The sequence below is a fragment of the Prevotella marseillensis genome (genome assembly GCF_900625065.1).
GTDB lineage: Bacteria > Bacteroidota > Bacteroidia > Bacteroidales > Bacteroidaceae > Prevotella > Prevotella rara.
Window position 1 is genome coordinate 144,895 of the sequence record NZ_UYXY01000002.1, and the last position, 19,933, is coordinate 164,827.

Genomic DNA, 19,933 nt, shown 5'->3' on the forward strand with positions numbered 1-19,933 from the left:
ATAAATTTATTTGAACCATGATTGAGATTAAAGACAACATCTATTATGTAGGCGTCAACGACCGCAACAAGGAGCTCTTCGAGGGCCTGTGGCCGCTGCCTAACGGAGTTTCGTACAACTCTTACCTCATTGTCGATGAGAAAGTGTGCCTCGTCGACACAGTCGAGGTAGACTTCTTCATGCCATATATCAAGAACATCAAGGAGGTGATAGGCAACCGCAAGATAGACTATCTGGTGATAAACCACATGGAACCCGACCACAGCGGCGCCATAGAGCTTATCAGAAAATATTATCCCGAGATAAAGATCGTGGCCAACAAGAAGACGTTCGGCATGATCGAAGGCTTCTACGGCATAACAACCAACGAGGTGGAGGTGAAGAACGGCAGCAAGCTGAGCCTCGGAAGGCATGAGCTCAACTTCGTCCTGACGCCTATGGTTCACTGGCCCGAGACGATGGTTACGCTCGACACGACGAGCAACGTGCTCTTCTCGGGCGACGCGTTCGGCTGCTTCGGCGCGCTGAACGGCGGCATAATAGACTCTGACATCAACTGCGACACGTTCTGGCTCGAGATGGTTCGCTACTATTCGAACATCGTCGGCAAGTACGGAGTGCCCGTACAGAACGCCCTGAAGAAGCTTGAGGGAGTGCAGCTCGACTATATCTGCTCTACGCACGGCCCCGTATGGCACGAGCATATCAGCAAAGTGATAGACATATACGACCGTCTGAGCCGCTATGAGACCGAGGAAGGCATCGTGATATGCTACGGAACGATGTACGGCAACACTGAACGCATGGCCGAGGTGATAGCACGCGCGGCAAGCCAGGCTGGCATCAAGAACATCGTTATGTACAACGTGTCGAAGACTCACCACTCTTACATACTGCGCGACATATTCCGCTACCGCGCACTCATCGTGGGCGCACCGACCTACAACGCAGGTCTTTACCACGAAATGGAGGTTCTGCTGAGCGAGATAGCAGGCAAGGACATCAAGAACCGCCACTATATCGGATGGTTCGGAAGCTACGCATGGGCCGGCAAGGCCGTTGAGCGCATACACCACTGGAACGAAACCAAGCTGAAGTTTGAGGCTGTGGGCACTCCGGTTGAGATGAAGCAGAGTCTGAAAGAAGACTCTTACGCACAGTGTGAGGCCCTGGGCCGCGCCATGGCTGAAAGGCTTAAACAAGACCGATAATGAAAAAGATAAAGCTGGGCCTGCTGCCAAGAGTTATCATAGCGATAGCTCTTGGCATAGCGCTGGGCAATGTGCTCAGCCTGCCGGTAGTAAGGGTGTTCGTCACCTTCAACGCTGTGTTCAGCCAGTTTCTCAACTTTGTCATTCCGCTGATAATCATCGGCCTGGTTACTCCTGCCATTGCCGACATCGGCAAGGGCGCGGGCAAGCTGCTGCTGGCCACGGTAGCCATAGCATACGCCGACACGGTGCTCACGGGAGTGCTGTCGTATGGCGTGGGAACAAGCCTGTTCCCGTCGATGATTTCGTCGGTTTCCGACTTCAGTTCCGTTGTGAAGCCGGAGGGAACTGCTCCTTACTTCGAGATAACCATACCGCCAATGGCCGACGTCATGAGCGCACTGGTGTTCTCGTTTCTCATGGGCCTGTGTATAGCCTACAGCAACACGCCCACTCTGAAAAATGCCTTCATGGAGCTGAAGGAGGTAATCACCAAGACCATAGCCGTGGCGGTGGTTCCGCTGTTGCCGCTCTTTATCTTCGGCATATTCCTTGATATGACGATGAAGGGCGACGCCATGCGCATCATGACGGTGTTTGCCAAGATTATAGTTGTAATCTTCGCGCTCCACATCTTCGTCCTTCTTTACCAGTATGTCATAGCGGGAGCCATCGTAAGGCGCAACCCTCTGAGGCTGCTCATCAACATGCTGCCTGCCTACTTCACCGCTCTCGGCACGTCGTCGTCGGCCGCAACAATACCGGTGTCGCTGCGCCAGACGCTGAAGAACGGCGTGAGAAACGACATTGCATCGTTCGTGGTGCCCCTGTGCGCCACAATCCACATGTCGGGCTCTACGCTGAAGATTACGGCCTGCGCGCTTACGCTGTGCATGCTTGAGGGCATACCCCACTCGCTGCCCGTGTTCATCCACTTCATAATGATGCTGGGCATAGTGATGGTGGCAGCTCCGGGAGTGCCGGGAGGAAGCATCATGGCGGCGCTCGGACCGCTCGCCTCTATACTGGGGTTCAACACCGAGCAGCAGGCTCTGATGATTGCGCTCTACATTGCCATGGACAGCTTCGGCACGGCATGCAACGTTACGGGCGACGGAGCCATAGCGCTGGTTATCGACAAGATGTTCAAGCCGAACAGAAAGGTAGCCGCAACGGCTGCGGACAACGCACCGGCGGAATAACGGAATATATCTGAAAGAAAAACAAAAGGCATCTTTCCGCTTACGGAAAAATGCCTTTTTATTTATGCCTTAACCGATATCAGAACGCCTGACGATACCCGTCTGAAATCGGTACGATACATACCGATTTGCAAAAGACCACGTTTTAGCCTCCAAAAGGGCACATATTGCACGCTAAAAGGGCACCTTTTAGGAGCTAAAACATGGCCTTTCGGAAAGCGTCTGACTGTCAGCGTGTTAGCAATGCCTTCAGTTCGTCCATGCTATCGGCCGTCATGAGCGTCTTGTCAAAGCCGCTGCGTATCACGCCCTTGGCCTTAAGGTCGTCGAGCATGGCAAGAAGAGAGTTCCAGAAGCCCTTCATGTTGTAGAGTATCACGGGCTTGCTGTGATATCCGATAGACGCCGACGCAGCGATGGTGAATATCTCGTCGAGCGTGCCCACGCCGCCCGGCAGCGCCACGGCTACGTCACACTGAGCCAGCATAAGGTCCTTGCGGTCGCTCAGATTGTCGCACATCATCTTCACGTCAACATGGTCGGACACCTTTCCGCCCTTCTCTATAATCATCGGCACCACGCCTATCGTAGTGCCGCCTGCATCATGCACGGCCTTCGCCACACACTCCATAAGTCCCAGGTTGCATCCGCCGAACACCAGCGTATGCCCGTTTTCGGCCATCCATCGCCCCAGTTCTTCGGTCATTTTGAAGAAGTCGGGGTCGAGATTTGAATTTGCCGAACAAAAAACTGCTATCTTCATAATGTGCAAAATTACAAAAAAATTATTCTAACACACACAAATCACGACAACAATCAAATTATTATAACATAATAGCACACCACAACATCCGACGCAAGACATGCGACAGAAAAGCACATAAACACCACGAACAGCCAAAAAGTCAACCATAAAAATACGCTTTTTATTCTTTTTATTTTGCAAAACATACTATTTTGCACTATCTTTGCACCGCATTAATTATAATTAATTTGAAGACATTTGAAGAATTAGGCGTAAGCGAAGAGATTCGCCGCGCTATTGAGGAGCTGGGCTTTGAACATCCCATGCCCGTACAGGAAGAAGTAATCCCCTATTTACTTGGTAACAGAAACGACGTAATTGCGCTGGCCCAGACGGGCACGGGCAAGACGGCTGCGTTCGGCATTCCGGTGCTGCAGCGCACCGACTCGCGTGTGCGTCAGACACAGGCGCTCATCCTCAGTCCCACCAGGGAGCTGTGCCTGCAGATAGCCGACGACCTGAAGGACTTTGCCAAATACATCGACGGCATCAACATCGTACCCGTATACGGCGGCACTTCTATCGAAAACCAGATAAAGTCGCTGCGCCACGGGGCACAGATAATAGTGGCCACGCCCGGCCGACTTATCGACCTGATGAACCGCGGAGTGGCAAAGCTCGACGCCGTGAGGAACGTTGTGCTCGACGAAGCCGACGAAATGCTCAACATGGGCTTCTCTGAAAGCATCGACGAGATACTCGAAGGCGTGCCCGAAGACCGCAACACGCTGCTCTTCTCGGCCACGATGAGCAAGGAAATAGAGAAGATTGCACGCAACTACCTGCACGACCCGAAGGAGATTGTGGTGGGAAGCCGCAACGAAGGAGCCGAGCACGTAAACCACATATACTACATGGTGAACGCCAAGGACAAGTATCTGGCACTGAAACGCGTGGTAGACTACTTCCCGAAAATATTCGCCATAATCTTCTGCCGCACAAAACGCGAGACGCAGGAGATAGCCGACAAGCTGATACACGACGGCTACAACGCCGAATCTCTGCACGGAGACCTGTCGCAGCAGCAGCGCGACCTCACCATGCAGAAGTTCCGCCAGCACATGACTCAGCTGCTCGTGGCCACCGACGTGGCTGCCCGCGGACTCGACGTAGACGACCTTACGCACGTCATCAACTTCGGTCTGCCCGACGATATTGAGAGCTACACTCACCGCAGCGGACGAACAGGACGCGCCGGAAAGAAGGGCACTTCGATATCAATAATCCACTCTCGCGAGCGCTCAAAGATGCGCGCCATAGAGAAAACCATCGGCAAGAAGTTTGTAGAAGGCGTCATGCCGTCGGCTCAGGAGATATGCAAGAAGCAGCTCTACAAGGTGATGGACCAGATAGTCAAGACCGACGTGAACGAGGAAGAGATAGCTCCGTTCATGGAAGACATCAACCGCTACTTTGAATACATCGACAAAGAAGACCTCATAAAGAAGATTGTGAGCGTTGAGTTCGGCAAGTTCCTTGCCTATTATGCCGACGCTCCCGAAATCGGAAAGGTGCAGGTGCAGGGCGAAAGCCGCAAGAAAGACCGCAAGGACGACGCCCGCAAGCGCACCCGCAAGGCCGAGGAGGGCTACCGCCGCCTGTTTATCAACCTGGGAAAGGCCGACGGATTCTATCCCGGAGAGATCATGCAGTTTATCAACAAGCACATGAAGGGACGCCAGGAGGTGGGCAACATCGACCTGCTGAGCAAGATGTCGTACATCGAAGTGCCTGAGGAGGACGCAGAAAAGGTGATGGACGCACTCGACGGAACTACATACAAGGGACGCGACGTGCGCTGCAACGACGCCGACGAGGGCGGCAAAGGCCGCAGCAGAAAGCGCAGAGAACCCAAGGACGGAGGCTTCGAGAGATTTGAGAAGAAGTCGAAGCGCCGTGCAAGAGAGGCTGAAGAAAGCCCCAAGAAGAAGAAAAAGGCCAAGGCACCGAAGGCCGACAGCAGCATAAACGACGACTGGCGGCAGTTCTTCAAGCGCGACAACGCCAAGCTGGTGGGCGACGAACCCGACTTCAGCGAGGAAGGATGGGCCGTAAGAAAGAAAAAGAAATAACAACAATACCTTAAACTTTATCATTTACCTAAGAGGCGGCGGGGGCACAAAACCCTCGCCGCATTCTTTTATAACCGTGTATCACGACATACGGAAGGGCCAATATGCGCAATTAGGGAGCAAAGTTTTTGCCGTTAAGGCGATTTTTCTTACATTTGCAGAGATAACCGGCCTGCAGCCCGACAGACATCACGGGCAGGACGGACAAACATATCTTAAATTACCTTTATCTAATAAATCAAATCATGAAGAAATTGTTTTTTACCGTAATAGCCGCCCTCTGCTGCCACCTCACGGCACCGGCAGGCGACATATTCGTGTCATCAACCGCCGGCAACGACAAGGCAGCAGGCACACGCGAGGCGCCGCTGAAGACGCTCGAGCAGGCACTTAAGCAGGCAAGAGAGTGGCGCCGACTCGGCTCAAGGAACGCCGAGGGGGGCATAAACATCATCATGAGCGGCGGCGTTTACCGCCTGTACAAGCCCCTGTTCATACGCCCGGAGGACAGCGGAACGGCCGATAGTCCCACGATAATACGCTCTGCCGACGGCGAGAGGGCCGTAATCAGCGGCGGAACTGAGGTGAAAGGCTGGCGCAAGGGCTGCGACGACGAGCGCCTTCCTGCCCAAGTAAGGGACAAGGTGTGGGTGGCCGATGCTCCGATGGCTGGCAACCGCATTGTGGAGACGCGCCAGTTGTGGGCCGACGGACGCAAGGCCGTGCGCGCGTCGCAGTTTGCCTATGGCGTTATGGAGCGCATGAAGGCCTTTGACACCACCGACGAAAGCATAACGATACCCACGCCCAAGACCGACCTGAGCCGCGCGCGGCAGCTCGAAATGACCGTGCACCAGCGCTGGGCGATAGCCATATTGCGTGTAAGAGAGATGAAAGACATGGGCAACGGACTGACAAAGGTGTGGTTTCATCAGCCCGAAAGCCAGATAGAGTTTGCCCATCCGTGGCCTCAACCCGTGATAGACGGCGAGCGCGGCAGCTCTTCGTTCTTCCTTTGCAACGCCGCCGAACTGCTCGACGAGCCGGGCGAGTGGTATCAGGACTATCCTTCGGGCCGCATATACTATTATCCCGAGGACGGCAAGGACCCTAACACGATGGACATCACGGTGCCCGTGCTCGAGACGCTGCTGACCATCGGCGGCACGCGCGAACGCCACGTGAGCAACATAAGGTTTGAGAACATAGCCTTCGAGCACTCCGCATGGCGCCGACCGCTGTATGAAGGGCACGTCACCCTGCAAGGAGGCTTCCGCTTCATAGACGGCTACAAGCTGGCCGAACCGGGCCTGTTCCACAAGGCGGAGCTTGAAAACCAGGCATGGATAGCGCGCCCCGAGGCAGCCGTGACGGCGCAGTTTGCCGACAGCATAGGCTTCAGTTCATGCACGTTCAGCCACACCGGCGCCACGGCCGTAGACCTGGCATACGCCGTAAGCTCGTCGGACATCACCGGATGCACCTTCACCGACATAGGCGGAACGGCAATAATGGCGGGCTGGTTTGGCGAGCAGGGCTTCGAGACGCACATACCCTACACGCCGTCAATAGGCAGCGACATGTGCAACAGACTGACCATTGAGCGCAACAAGATAACCGACGCCGCCAACGAAGACTGGGGATGCGGCGCCGTGAGCGCAGGATATGTGAGAGACACGGAGATAAGCGGCAACGAGGTTTCGCACGTAAACTACTCGGGCATCTGCGTGGGCTGGGGCTGGACGCCGCTCGAAAGCGGCATGCGCAACAACCGCATAACCGGCAACACCGTTACCGACTACGCCCGACAGCTGTACGACGCAGGCGGCATCTACACGCTGTCTAACCAGCCAGGCTCAGTTATCAGCGGCAACACGATAAGCATGCCCCACCCTGCCCCGTATGCAACCAACAGCAGAGCCTTCTGCATCTACTTCGACGAAGCCACCGACGGCTACACCGTAAGCGACAACAAGATGCCGCAGGAGAGCTTCGGCTACAACAGACCGGGCAAGAATCTGAAGATAATAAAATAGCTGTCGGACGCCAGACAGTCAGCGGCAAAAATGCCGCCCGACCACAGGCGCAAATCAAAAAACATGACATCAGACACACCCCCCACAGGGTATGTTTTCTAAAAGGCCACCTTTCGCATTGCAAAAGGTGGCCTTTTAGCGTGCAATATGTGGTCTTTTAGAGGCCAAAAGACGACCTTTTACAACGCCATTTATAACATATTGATATTCAAGAGGTTATATCCGCTCGCGGTATTTCTGCGGCGACATGCCCGTCTGCTTGCGGAAAAACGTGCCGAAGCTTGACGGATTGGGGAAATGGAAGTCGTCGGCAATCTCGGCAACGGTCTTTCCCGTGCTGTCGAGCAGCGACATAGCCTTGCGCGTTATCGCCTTGAAGACAAGTTCCTGGACGGTGTATCCGCACACCGCCTTAGACAGCTCCGACAGATATTTGGGCGAGAGGCACAGCTTGTCGGCATAGAACGCCACTCCGCGCTCTGCCATATAGTGGCGGCCGATGAGCTGGATTAGCTTCAAGAACACCTCCGTGCGCCGCGCGTTGTGAGAGCCGTCGGCAAAATACTTGCGGCTGAACACCATGCACAGACGGTAAGTGAGCGACAGAAGGAGCATCTTGCGCTCGCTCACGGCAAAGAGGTCGTCGGCCTGCGGCTCGCCGCTGCCTATCAGCGAGATATATCCCGCTATGTCGTCTTCGCATCCGGTGCTCCACACGCAGGGCAGGTCGGGCGACAGACGGGCGTAGAGCTGCACCGACTGCACCATCGTACCGACCAGATAGCGTATAGGAGCCGTCTTATAGACAATGACGCTAAGGCGCAGCGTCTCCGACTTTCTCTCCACGCTGAAGAACGCCCCCTCGGGTATAAACACGGTTTCGCCACGGCAGGCCTTATGGGTGCGGCCTGACAGGGTGAACTCAAACTCGCCTTCGTGGCATACTATCAGGCCTATGCCGAAGTTGCTGAAGCCCTCCGTCATGCGCCCGGGCAGGTCGTTGACCACGCCCCCCGACGAGCACACGTCGGCCATGCAGGCTATGTCATGCTGCAATGCGGCAAGCCGTTCCGAAGCCTTTTCGTCTGTAGTCTTTTCCATAGCGGCAGATGTTTTACGGCCGCTAAGTTAATAAAATTATCTGACTTGGCCGACCGTCAGTCGCGCCAAGCAGATAATTTCCTCTTCTTATATGGATAAATGAGTACGAAGAGCATTGAGATAATACAGCCGTAGAAGGTCCATCCCGACATCTCCTTGACAGCCGACAGCGTGGCCTGCACCTGCACTTTGCCCTTAGCCGACATGGCAGCCATGTTCTCTGCCTCGGTCTCGCTGCGCCCCTGCCAGCGCATTCCCTGCAGGGTCTGGTCGTAGGATGAAGCCGTCTGCGTGTCGGTGCGGTCGACATCCTGCGCAAACATCGTAACATAATGCTGCTGACGGTGCTGAAGCACGTTCGAATATAGTGCCGAACCGATGCCCGGACCGATAACCATGCGCACGCTGAGCATGATGCATATCCATGTGGAAAGATACTTGTAGGGCATGCGCTGGTTGGCGTATACGGCCGTGAGAGAGTATATAAGCATCATGCCTGTTGAGCGTATAATCACAGGATACTTCATCCTTTCATAAAGTCCGGCCGTCTGCACCTCGAAATACATGAACAGGGCAGACACTCCGATGAGCAGAAATCCGAGGCCGAAGAGATATTTCAGCTTGACGTTGCGCGAGCCGAGGATTATAGCTATCACGGCTCCTATGAAGTAGCCAAGCATGCTCCAGTTGCCCAGCGCAGCGTTCTGCCAGTTGTCTATCTCCATGCCTATGCCGGTAAACACGTTGACAAACATCGAACTTGTGTTGAATACCATGAGCAGAAGGAACAGCACTATGCCCATGTTTATCGTCCGCAGGCGGAACACTTCCATAAGGAAATAGGGCGAGCGGTGCGACCACTCCATGTAGAAGAATACTGCTGCAAACACAACGGTGAGTATCGTGGAGCGCACGATGGTAGGGTCGGCAAACCAGTCGAGCGTCTTGCCGTAGACCAGCACATATATTCCGCAGGTCATCATCGAGCTGAACACGGCCACGTTGCCAAACTTACGGAACGTTATCGGAAAGCGGCGGCCGTTGTATGCGTGGTAAGGCATCGTTACAAGCACCACAAGTATTGCCACGAGCGTCATGCCCATCATGTAGTAGTAGACGTCCTGCCACTGATATTCGTATGCCAGCCATGCCGTGAGCGACGTGCCGAGCTGTCCCAGGATCATGAAGAACAGGTATATAATGGGCATACTCTTGCTCTTCTCCGAGTCCAGGCGGTCCCATCCCTGCTCGTCGTCCGGCTCGTTGCCCGGCGTTATGTTACGCGTGGCCTCCATGCCGAAGGCGTAGCGTATGAGCGTAAACAGATTGACCATCATGAGCACCATGCGCAGAAAACCCATGATAAGGCTGCACAGAGCCAGCACGAATATGCTGTCGGTGACGGCACACACATAGCTGAGAAGATACAGAAGGGAGAACCCCACTACGCACATCATCTTCTCGCGGCGTATGCACACCAGCTGATAAAAGAAGGGAGAGAAGGCCGCCATGCCTATAGACGTGACGAAACCGACAAACTGTATGTGTTCCGACTGTATGCCCAGTCCGCTCGTCATCTCGCCGCTGTTGGCGGTATATACGCCGCCCACCGTAAGGATAGGTATGAACAGAAGTATCAGCAGGATAATTCCGAGCGGCTTGGGCACCCAGTTGTAGAACGGATAATTCTTGTATTTTGCCCCATAACTTACGCTAATCACATTTTGTTCCATGGCTCAATACTTTTTATGTTGAATGCTCCGGGAGCATGTCTTCTTAACTCTTAATTCTCAATTCTTAATTAAAAAGAGCATGTTTTCTTAATTCTTAATCCTCAATTCTTAATTAACAATCTCCTGCTTTATCATTGCTTTTTGGCCTTTACGACCACCATCATTCCGGCAGCAAGGCGTTCGTTGTCGGCCTTCGACAGTCCAGTGAAGTCGATTCTGACAGGAACGCGCTGGCGAATCTTCACGAAGTTGCCGGCAGAATTGTCCGTCGGGACGAGCGAATACTTTGATCCTGTGGCGCCTGAGATGGCCGTTATGCGTCCCTTAAACTCGCGTCCGTCCATTGCGTCCACTGTAAGCACAACCTCCTGACCTACGTGCAGATTCTCAATCTGCGTCTCCTTATAGTTTGCTATCACCCATTTCTGCGTGTCGGGCATGATGTATGTCAGCGTCTGTCCTGCCGAAACATACTGTCCGTCCTCAACGGTGCGGCGTCCCAACTTGCCGTCGCAGGGAGCAACTACAACCGTGTAAGAGAGGTTAAGGCGTGCCATCTCGAGTGCGGCGCGTGCCCTTTCGATGGCAGCTTCAGAGCTTTGGCGGCGCGTAGACACCTCACTTACGCCCGACTTGGCAGCCTTCTGCTGACTGATAAGGCCGTCGAGCTTCTTCTTCGTGGCTTCATATTCGGTCTCAATCTGCTCCAGCTGTATCGGCGTTGCGGCGTTGCGCTCCAGCAGGTTCTTGTAGCGTGCGCGGTCTTTCTCGAGCTTTGCCAGGCGGATTTTCACCTCGGCGATAGACGACTCGTAGACAGATGCCGAAGCCTCTGACGTCTGCAGCGACTGCCCTACTACCGAAGCGCCGGCTATGGCGTCCTTAAGCGCAGCCTCGGCCTCCATCACACGTATGCGGTATTCGCGGTCGTCGAGTATCAGGAGGGTGTCGCCTTTCTTCACGTTCTGATGCTCCGTGAAGCAGACCTGCTTGATATAGCCCGATGCGCGGAGGTTTACGGGCGAGATATACTGCTCTATCTGAGCGTCGTTGCTTGTCTCGGTGTTATTGTAGTCGAGAAAAATCATTGACGTTTTCACTATTCCGCACACCAGAATTGCAATGCCGAAGATGCTTGCCACGATTTGTCTTGTGCGCTGTCTTCTAAGTTTCTTTGCCTGCTGTGCGTGTGTGCTGGTCTGCTGTATGTTGTTGTTCTGGGTTTCCATTGTGGTATATTTTAAAGTTGTTGATGTATGTTGATTTTATGTTATGTATGATGTTGACCTGACATCAGGCTTATTTCAGCAGCGAGTCGAGCTGTCCCGTAAGCCTTAGCAGCGACAGAGCGGTCAGGCGGTAGCTGTAGTGAGCCGTTACATAGTTGTTCTGTGCCTCGCTCATCTGCATCTCGTCCTGCAGCACCTCAGTCATAGAGGCGATGCCTTCGCGGTAGCGGTCGGTGGTTACGGCGTAGACATCTTCGGCCAGGCGGTAGTTGTCGAGCTGCTTGGTGAAGTTACGGCGACTGTTCATCAGGTCGTTGGTGGCATTCATGTATTGCGTGCGCAGACCTTTAAGGGCGTCGTCGTATGCCAGGCGTGCGTTCTCGGCGTCGAGCTTTGCCTTGCGTATTTTGGAGCGTTTCTCCAGTCCGTCGAACACCGGGACGCGCAGCGTGATGCCCAGGCCCGATGAGTTGTACCAGTGGTTAGACGGTCCTGAGTGGAACCAGTTGCTGAACTTGTCGGTGAAGGCAGAGTAAGTGAAGTTACCCGTGAGCATGAGCGAGGGCAGATATCCCTGCTGAATCATCTTCTGCTGCTTCTCCGACAGCTCGCCCTGCTTCTGCAACAGCTGCAGTTCGGGCAGCGACTCGCAAAGTCCCGACAGCTCGACAGCCTCAACACTCGAGGCATCCACGGGCGTCAGCGCGATATCCTTGTCGGCAGGATAGTCGATTACGTACTTCAGCATGTTGATCTGCTGCACGAGCATTGCCTCGGCGTTGTCGCGCTGCACCTGAAGGTTTTCCAGATTGATGTTCACTCTCTTGACGTCAACCTCCATGGCCATGCCGTTGTCGAAGAATGCCACGGTGATGTTCTTCAGCTCCTCCAGCCGCGTGATGTTGGCCCTGACGATGGCTATCTGCTCGGCTGTGCTCTGCGCGAGATAGTACATCTTGGCTATCTGCTCCATGAGATCGTTGCGCGCCTTGTCGTAGCCGAGGCGGTTGATGCGGTCCATCATCTTCGTGATGTCGAGCGCCGTGAGCAGCGTCTGGTTGTAGAGCGGCATCTGGAGCTGCAGTCCTGCCGAGGCGTTATACTGCAGTGTCTTCGTCACGTTGTACGGATTGCCGTATGCAGAGCCGTCGGTTACCGACACGGGCGGATTGAAATTGTCGTTCATCGACACCACGGCGTTGATCTGCGGCAGCAGTTTGGCACGGTTTTCGGTTATGGCGTGCCCGCCCTTGGCTATGTCGTTGCGCCTGGTCTGCAACTGAAGGTTGTTCTCTATGCCCATGCGCAGACACTGACTGAGCGTGAGCGTCTCCTGCGCATTAAGAGGAATAAGCGCGCAGGCAATGGCAAATGTGAATAATAGTCTCTTCATATCTTTTGTTTCATTTATCCGCTGCAAAGATAGGCAGTATGCTCCGTGCCGTCATTACGACATTTTCGTGCCGTATGTTCATATTTTCCGTTTCTGCATGAAATAGTCAGAAACATATCAAAAAACGGTTGCCGACAGCACATCGGGACAAACTTTGCAGCGCCTCAGGACATACTTAATAAGGTAAGATATAACCGCACGCATAACATACTGATATTCAGTGCGTTGCAAAAGGCCATCTTTTAGCTCCTGAAAGGTGGCCTTTTAGCGTGCAATATGTGGTCTTTTGCAATGCGAAAGGGCACATATTGGAAAACCGACTGATACGGGGCTCCGCGCAACAGCATACACGGCTATGAACAACGATGCCCGGAAGCGGCTGCCGGAGACTGAACACTGGCTGCCGGAAAACATGCCGTCAACAGGCAGGGAGAATGATCACGAGGTGTATTTTTTATGATAAAAATATGCCGCAGAAGGCATAAAATGGTTTTAACAAATATTGGTTACACTTTGTAAAAATATGCCCCGAAACACGGAAATTTAATGCCACTGACGTTACATTTAGACACTTTTAAGCCCGAAAACAGGTCATTTTTATGATATTAATGTGATTTTTACAATTATTATCAATCCACTTTTTCTGCAAACGGTTGCAGACGTAACCGTCTGATATAATGCATTATAGCGAAATCCGGCGTCCACATTCGTCCACTTCTTGTATTTGCAGGCTTTACATGCGAAACTTTTTTTAATACTTTTGCGCCGAAACTATTGCAAACCGCAAAAAACCGTGAATAAACATAATCTTTATAAAACTAATAATTTTATGAAAACGTGTAGATTTCTAATGCTAATCTTATTGGCCACATTGTTCTCAATGACGGCTGCCGCGCAGAAGATAGACTGCTCGGGAACCATCGTTGACACAAACGGTGAGCCGATTATCGGAGCATCTGTATTCCTCAAAGGCGAAACAAAGGATGCAGTGTCCGACCTAAACGGAGTGTTTAAGCTGCAGCAGGTGCCTGAAGGCAGCATGATAACCGTGTCGTACATCGGCTACAAGACTGTAGAGACAAAGGCCGAAGCCGACATGCGAATCGTGATGCACGAGGACAACGAGCTGCTCAGCGAGGTTGTCGTAGTGGGTTACGGCGTACAGAAGAAGAGCGTCGTGACAGCATCAATAGCCAAGGTTTCGGCCGACGACCTGGCTGCCACGGCACCCGTGCGCATGGACAACGCCCTGAAGGGACTCGCTGCCGGCGTTACCGTAACGTCGTCTTCAGGTCAGCCGGGAGCCGCAGCGCAGATACGTGTGCGCGGTATCGGCACCATCAACAACTCTGACCCGCTCTACATAGTAGACGGAATGCCTATCACCGGCGGACTCGACTACCTCAACCCGAGCGACATCGAGAGCATCGAGGTGCTCAAGGACGCAGCTTCGGGCGCAATATATGGTGCGCGTGCTGCCAATGGTGTCATCCTCGTTACAACCAAGAGCGGCAAGATAGGCAAGACACGCGTAAACTACAACTTCTCTTACGGATGGCAGAACCCGTGGAGAAAGCGCGACGTGCTCAACGCAACCGACTATGCCATAATGATGAACGAAGGACGCATCAACTCAGGACAGGCTCCTCTCTACAGCGATCCTTACTCTTACGGCGAAGGAACAGACTGGCAGGAAGAGCTCTTCAACGACAATGCGCCCGTGTCAAACCACGAACTTACGGTGAGCGGTGCATCTGAAAAGCTCAACTACTACCTCTCTCTCGGATACTACACACAGGAAGGTATCATCGGCGGCGACTACGACCGCTCTAACTATAACCGTCTGACCCTGCGCAGCAACACCAAATATACTCTCTTCGACGAGAGCAAGACACGCAACTGGCTCAACAAGCTCGACATCACGGTCAACCTCTCTTATGCCCGCGTTAAGAGCAAGAGCATCGACGCCAACTCTCAGTGGGGCTCACCGCTGGGCAGCGCCCTGGCCATGTCGCCTATCCTCACGCCTACCCTTACAGGCGAGGCTGCCGACGCACAGAACGACAAATATGCCGGAACGGCAGGCTACGTGCCCATGTACGACAAGAACGGCAACCTCTATACTCTTGCCGGTCCTGACTACAACGAGATGACTAACCCGCTGCAGAACCTCTCTCTGCCGGGCGCTGCCAACTGGTCTCATAAGTTTGTTGCCAACTTCATAGGCGAGCTGCAGATATGGGACGGACTGAAGTTCCGCACCTCTTACAGCGCCGACATGTCGTTCTGGGGCAACGAGTCATATACTCCGGTCTACTATCTCCGCGCCAACCAGTTCAGCGAATTCTCTAAAGCATCGTCTGAAAGCGACCGCGGCACGGTATGGCAGATTGAAAACGTGCTGACATACGACAAGACAATAGGCGACCACACATTCAACGTCGTGCTCGGACAGAGCGCGCTGAAGAACACAGGCTGGACTCTCGGAGGAAGCCGCAACTACCTCATTGACATCAACAAGCCTTACATCGACTATGCCAACGGACTTGCCGAAAACGGCGACCAGACCGTCTACGGCGGATATGCAGAGCCTTACACAATGGCATCTATGTTCGCCCGACTGAGCTACAACTACGCTGAGCGCTACATGGTGCAGGCCACTGTACGCCGCGACGGCAGCTCACGCTTCGGCGCCAACAACAGATACGCCACATTCCCGTCGTTCTCTCTCGGATGGAACGTAACCAACGAACCTTTCATGCAGAACCGTCCCGACTGGCTGTCTAACCTCAAGGTGCGCGTAAGCTGGGGTAAGAACGGTAACGACAACATCGGTAACTTCCAGTATCTATCACTCACATCTGTCAACAACAACTATATCTTCGGACGCGACGAGGCCGTAACCAACGGTATAAAGGCAAGCATCATTCCTAACCCTGACCTTAAATGGGAGGAATCAGAGCAGACAGACATCGGTCTCGACTTCGGCTTCTTCAACAACGCCCTTACCTTCACGGTAGACTATTACAAGAAAAAGACCAACGGCATGCTCATGACTCTCTCTATACCTTCATACGTAGGCGAGAACAAACCTTACGGAAACGTGGGCGACATGGAGAACAGCGGAGTTGAGTTTGAGGCAGGATACAAATTCAATGTTGCCGACGCTCACTTCAGCCTGAAGGGCAACGCCTCTTATCTTAAGAACAAACTGATAAAGCTCGGCAACGACACCGGCTTTGCCAACTACGACAGTTTCCAGACAGCAGGCACGATAACACGCGGTGAGAACGGACAGCCGTTCCCGTTCTTCTACGGCTACAAGACCGCAGGAATATTCCAGACACAGGAGGAAGTCAACTCTTATGTCAACGACAAAGGCGAACTCATACAGCCGGATGCCAAACCCGGATACGTAAGATTTGTCGACATTGACGGCGACGGAGCCATCACTGCCAACGACCAGACCAAGATCGGAAAGGGAATGCCCGACTGGACATTCGGTATAAGCCTCAACGCTGAGTGGCGCGGATTCGACTTCAGCATGATGTGGCAGGGCGTTGCAGGTGCCGACGTGTTCGACGCTACACGACGTGTGGACATCGCCGCATCTAACCTTCCTTCATGGATGCTGAGCCGCTGGACAGGTCCGGGCACATCAAACAAGTATCCTATGTTCATACTCGGCGACAACGTAAACTGGGTTTCATCAGACCTTTATGTTCATGACGCCTCTTACTTCCGCCTGAAGAACATACAGCTGGGCTACACTCTGCCGCAAAGCCTCACACGAAAGGCATTCATCGAGAAGCTGCGCGTGTATGTTGCAGCCGAGAACCTGATAACGTTTACAAAATACTGGGGCTTCGACCCTGAGGTTGCATCAAGCGGAACATCTCTCGGAGTTGACTATGGCGTATATCCGCAGGCACGCGTATTCACCGTAGGTCTTAACCTGAGCTTCTGATAAAGATACTGACTAATAAATCTTTAAATAAACGAAAAAACGACATATCATGAAATCTAAAATATTGTTTGCATTCGGAATGCTTTCAGTGTTCACCCTGTCAGGATGTAGCGACGACTTTCTTGACCTGACACCTCCTACCGACACAGTGGGTGAATACTTCAACACACAGGAGCACGTTGAGGAGGCTCTGGTGGCTGCATACAATCCTCTGCAGTGGCCCGACTGGGGCAACGGCTACTATTGCCCAATCAACCTGATGAGCGACATCATGGCCGACGACATCTGGGTGGGCGGCTCGAGCAAGACCGACAACCAGTTCTGGCACCTCATGATGAACTTTGAGGCGCTGCCAAACCAGACTCCCGCAGGCTTGTGGACCGACGAATATTCAGGCGTCAAGCGCGCCAACGACGTGCTGAGCTATATCAACGACTCGCGCGACGAGCTGAGCCAGGACTTCATCGACAAGGCTTCGGCAGAGGCACGCGTGCTGAGAGCCTACTATTATAATAACCTTTGGAAGTTCTGGGGCAACATTCCTTTCTTCACGGACAATCTTGAGGCAATGCCATACACGGCTCCGCAGCTGAAGGCAGACGAGGTTTACGAAAACGTGATAACCGACCTGAAGGATGTACTCGACAAAAACCTGCTGCCGATGAAGGCAGACGAGAGCGAGCTTGGCCGCGTGACACAGGCCATGGGATACATGCTCTACACCGAGATGGTGATGTATCAGAACGACGAGAGCAGATACGGACAGGCCCTGCAATATATGAGAGACATAATAAGCAGCGGACTATACGACCTGAATCCTGACTATGCAGCCCTTTGGAAGGAGTCGGGCGAATGGTGCCAGGAGTCGATATGGGAAATCAACTATAAGTCGGAGAATGCCATTCGCTCATACAGCAACCCGCTGGCTTCGGGCGGTACGGTGCTGCCAAGACTGATAAGCCCCAACCAATGGGTTGACGGCACAGCCGGAGTGGCAGGCGGATGGGGATTCTGTCCGGTGCGCACAGAGACCTACGAACGCTATGCAGGCAACGACACACGCCGCGACGCAACATGCTTCAACGCCGCTGCCAACGGCGAATATAACAAACGCTATCAGGACACGGGCCTCTTCCTGGCTAAATATATTGCCACACCCGACGGCAATGCTGGACAGAAGGCCGACGCCGACCTCAACTTTAACAACAACCTGAGAGTTTACCGCTATGCTGAATGTCTGCTCAACGCTGCCGAACTGATACTGAAGACGGGCGGCGACCAGGCTGAGGCGCTGAGATATGTCAACCTGGTAAGACAGAGAGCGCACATAGCCACACTTGAAAGCGTGAGCGAAGACATAATAATAAGAGAGCGCCAGCTCGAGTTCGTGGGCGAAGGCAAACGCTACTGGGACCTCGTCCGTACAGGCAAGGCACCTCAGGTGCTCGTTCCCGACGAGTATGGCTACCGCACAAACACATGGTCTGAGAGCAAGAAATATCTGCCGATACCTGACACTGAGATGTCGTCAGACCCGAACCTTAAACAAAACGATTATTAAAAAAAGATGAAAGCTATGAACAAGACATATAAAATATTTGGGAGCGCGCTGATGATGCTGGGCCTCACTCTCGGCTCATGCTCACCCGAAAGCTTTGAGGGTGCCGACCCCAACGGACTGCCCGACGCTGCAGCGTATGAGGAGTTTGTACACGTAACGGTTAATCAGGAGACCAACTATGCCGTGTTCTCATTCGACGAGCAGCCCGGCGTGACACCTGTATGGATTATAGACGGAACCAAATACTCTACCGCAACGGTTGACTCTCAGTTCTACCGCAAGGCAGGCGACTACACGGTTGCGCTGCAGATAAGAAACCGCAACGGCATGAGCGACGGCCAGATAACACGCACATTCCACATTGACAAGACAAGAATAAGCGGCTTCGGCGGATTCAAGGAGGACAGCGAGTTCAACATGTGGCGCAAGGCCAACATCGGCGATCCGTCGTTCTATTATGCTCCGGGATGGGCTCAGACAAACGATCCTATCTATGTCAAGAACGGTTATGACTATAGCATAACTCTGCCTTCGGCCACTTCAGAGAGATGGCAGGCTCAGATGTTCCTCGAAACCGACATGGCCACATCGGCAGACAAGACATACGACTTCTCTGTAATACTGACTTCAAGCACCGATCATCCTGCTGTCATGGTGAAACTTGTTGATGCAAGCGACGACAACGTGTTCTACTTTGCCGAGGAGGTTGAACTGAAGGCCGGCGAACCTAAATGTTTCTGGAAGAGCGACATGGCGGGACTCGACATCAGCAAGCTGAAACTTGTGTTCGACTTCGGCGGAAATGCTGCCAACACGAGCATCAACATTGAGAGCCTCGTGCTGAAAGACCATGCCAACGACGACGGAACAGTGCTGCCGGAGGTTGACACCGACGACACCGTATATGACTATGACGCTGAGACGAACCTGTGGAAACCGGTTGACGACAACGGCGCATTCACCACAGAATTCTACTATGCACCGGGATGGAGCCAGATAGCCGACCCGGCATTCACCGCCAGCAACGGCACATACACGGTGGTTCTGCCCGAAGCTACATTTGAACAGTGGCAGGCACAGGTAAAACTTCACACTGACATTCCGGCCGAGGCAGGCGTAAAATACGACTTCTGCTGCACGCTGCACGCATCTGCCGCTACAAAGGGCGTTACGGTGAAGCTGACAGACAGCGCATCAGACGACAACTTCCTGTTCATGAAGAAGGTTGACCTCGACGCTGATGCCGACTACACGCTGAAGGTTCCGGCAAGCGTGATGGCTGCAGGTGCTGCCGACAAACTGACTCTCGTTGTCGACTTCGGAGGTAATCCGGCCGGTCTGACGGCATCGATAAGCAAGATAGTTCTGCAGAAAACAATAGAATAATCCTTTTCATACTCCGGCGGAAAGGGCCTATGGCTCTTGCCCGCCGGACCTTTTCTTTTACTAATTTCTAAATTAATTTTTTTACCTTTCGATGCTTGTCGCAGACATATCCCACACCGCCGTAAAGGCCGCACAGCACCCACGCAAGGCACGCCTGCGGGGAGCTTGGGGAGCGTCTGCGGCAGCTTTATTTGCAAAAGGCCGCAAATGAGGTTCCAAAAGACCACCTTTTACAGG

The 19,933-nt window shown here is 53.3% G+C and carries 12 protein-coding genes; 7 read left to right on the top strand and 5 right to left on the bottom strand.

Going from position 1 to position 19,933, the window contains the following annotated elements; all coding sequences use genetic code 11:
- The first annotated feature begins 17 nt into the window (after positions 1–17).
- Both EJL04_RS13930 and EJL04_RS13935 read left to right on the top strand, forming a co-directional pair.
- Positions 18–1,211 carry an FprA family A-type flavoprotein gene (locus EJL04_RS13930; protein WP_053397809.1) on the top strand — a complete coding sequence of 398 codons (1,194 nt, stop codon included), beginning with the start codon at positions 18–20 and terminating at the stop codon, positions 1,209–1,211.
- Entirely contained in the window at positions 1,211–2,413 is a 1,203-nt protein-coding gene (locus tag EJL04_RS13935) for a dicarboxylate/amino acid:cation symporter (protein ID WP_021856037.1), read from the top strand. Before EJL04_RS13930 ends, EJL04_RS13935 begins: the two co-directional genes overlap by 1 nt.
- A gap of 229 nt (positions 2,414–2,642) precedes the next feature.
- Here the strand turns inward: EJL04_RS13935 and EJL04_RS13940 are convergent, their stop codons facing one another.
- Positions 2,643–3,176, bottom strand: coding sequence for an LOG family protein (locus EJL04_RS13940; RefSeq protein WP_125105434.1), 534 nt, complete (start codon positions 3,174–3,176; stop codon positions 2,643–2,645).
- A gap of 230 nt (positions 3,177–3,406) precedes the next feature.
- On the opposite strand from EJL04_RS13940, the gene EJL04_RS13945 reads away from it, so the two are divergent.
- Positions 3,407–5,290: a DEAD/DEAH box helicase gene (locus EJL04_RS13945; RefSeq protein WP_021856041.1), complete on the top strand. Its 1,884-nt coding sequence runs from the start codon at positions 3,407–3,409 to the stop codon at positions 5,288–5,290.
- 245 nt (positions 5,291–5,535) lie between these two features.
- Entirely contained in the window at positions 5,536–7,326 is a 1,791-nt protein-coding gene (locus EJL04_RS13950) for a right-handed parallel beta-helix repeat-containing protein (RefSeq protein WP_125105435.1), read from the top strand.
- Between the two features lie 216 nt (positions 7,327–7,542).
- Here EJL04_RS13950 and EJL04_RS13955 read toward each other — a convergent pair whose 3' ends face one another.
- The 4 genes from EJL04_RS13955 to EJL04_RS13970 form a co-directional block, all read right to left on the bottom strand.
- The gene (locus tag EJL04_RS13955; RefSeq protein WP_241210020.1) at positions 7,543–8,427 is read right to left on the bottom strand and encodes a helix-turn-helix domain-containing protein; all 885 of its coding nucleotides are present in this window, start codon (positions 8,425–8,427) and stop codon (positions 7,543–7,545) included.
- 56 nt (positions 8,428–8,483) lie between these two features.
- A complete protein-coding gene (locus EJL04_RS13960) occupies positions 8,484–10,160 on the bottom strand; it encodes an MFS transporter (protein ID WP_021856045.1) in 1,677 nt (558 codons plus the stop codon).
- Positions 10,161–10,291: 131 nt separating this feature from the next.
- On the bottom strand, positions 10,292–11,389 hold the full coding sequence (locus tag EJL04_RS13965) for an HlyD family secretion protein (protein ID WP_125105436.1): 1,098 nt from the start codon (positions 11,387–11,389) through the stop codon (positions 10,292–10,294).
- Positions 11,390–11,459: 70 nt separating this feature from the next.
- The gene (locus tag EJL04_RS13970) at positions 11,460–12,782 is read right to left on the bottom strand and encodes a TolC family protein (protein WP_125105437.1); all 1,323 of its coding nucleotides are present in this window, start codon (positions 12,780–12,782) and stop codon (positions 11,460–11,462) included.
- An 829-nt stretch (positions 12,783–13,611) separates the two neighbouring features.
- Between EJL04_RS13970 and EJL04_RS13975 the strand changes: the two genes are divergently transcribed.
- From EJL04_RS13975 to EJL04_RS13985, 3 genes are read left to right on the top strand one after another with little or no spacing between them, the layout of a single operon-like run.
- Positions 13,612–16,749 carry a SusC/RagA family TonB-linked outer membrane protein gene (locus EJL04_RS13975; protein WP_125105438.1) on the top strand — a complete coding sequence of 1,046 codons (3,138 nt, stop codon included), beginning with the start codon at positions 13,612–13,614 and terminating at the stop codon, positions 16,747–16,749.
- 49 nt (positions 16,750–16,798) lie between these two features.
- Complete coding sequence (locus EJL04_RS13980) at positions 16,799–18,310, top strand: RagB/SusD family nutrient uptake outer membrane protein (protein WP_125105439.1); 1,512 nt, start codon at positions 16,799–16,801, stop codon at positions 18,308–18,310.
- A 15-nt stretch (positions 18,311–18,325) separates the two neighbouring features.
- Positions 18,326–19,696, top strand: a complete 1,371-nt coding sequence (locus EJL04_RS13985; RefSeq protein ID WP_241210021.1) for a hypothetical protein — start codon at positions 18,326–18,328, stop codon at positions 19,694–19,696.
- The last annotated feature ends 237 nt before the right edge of the window (positions 19,697–19,933 follow it).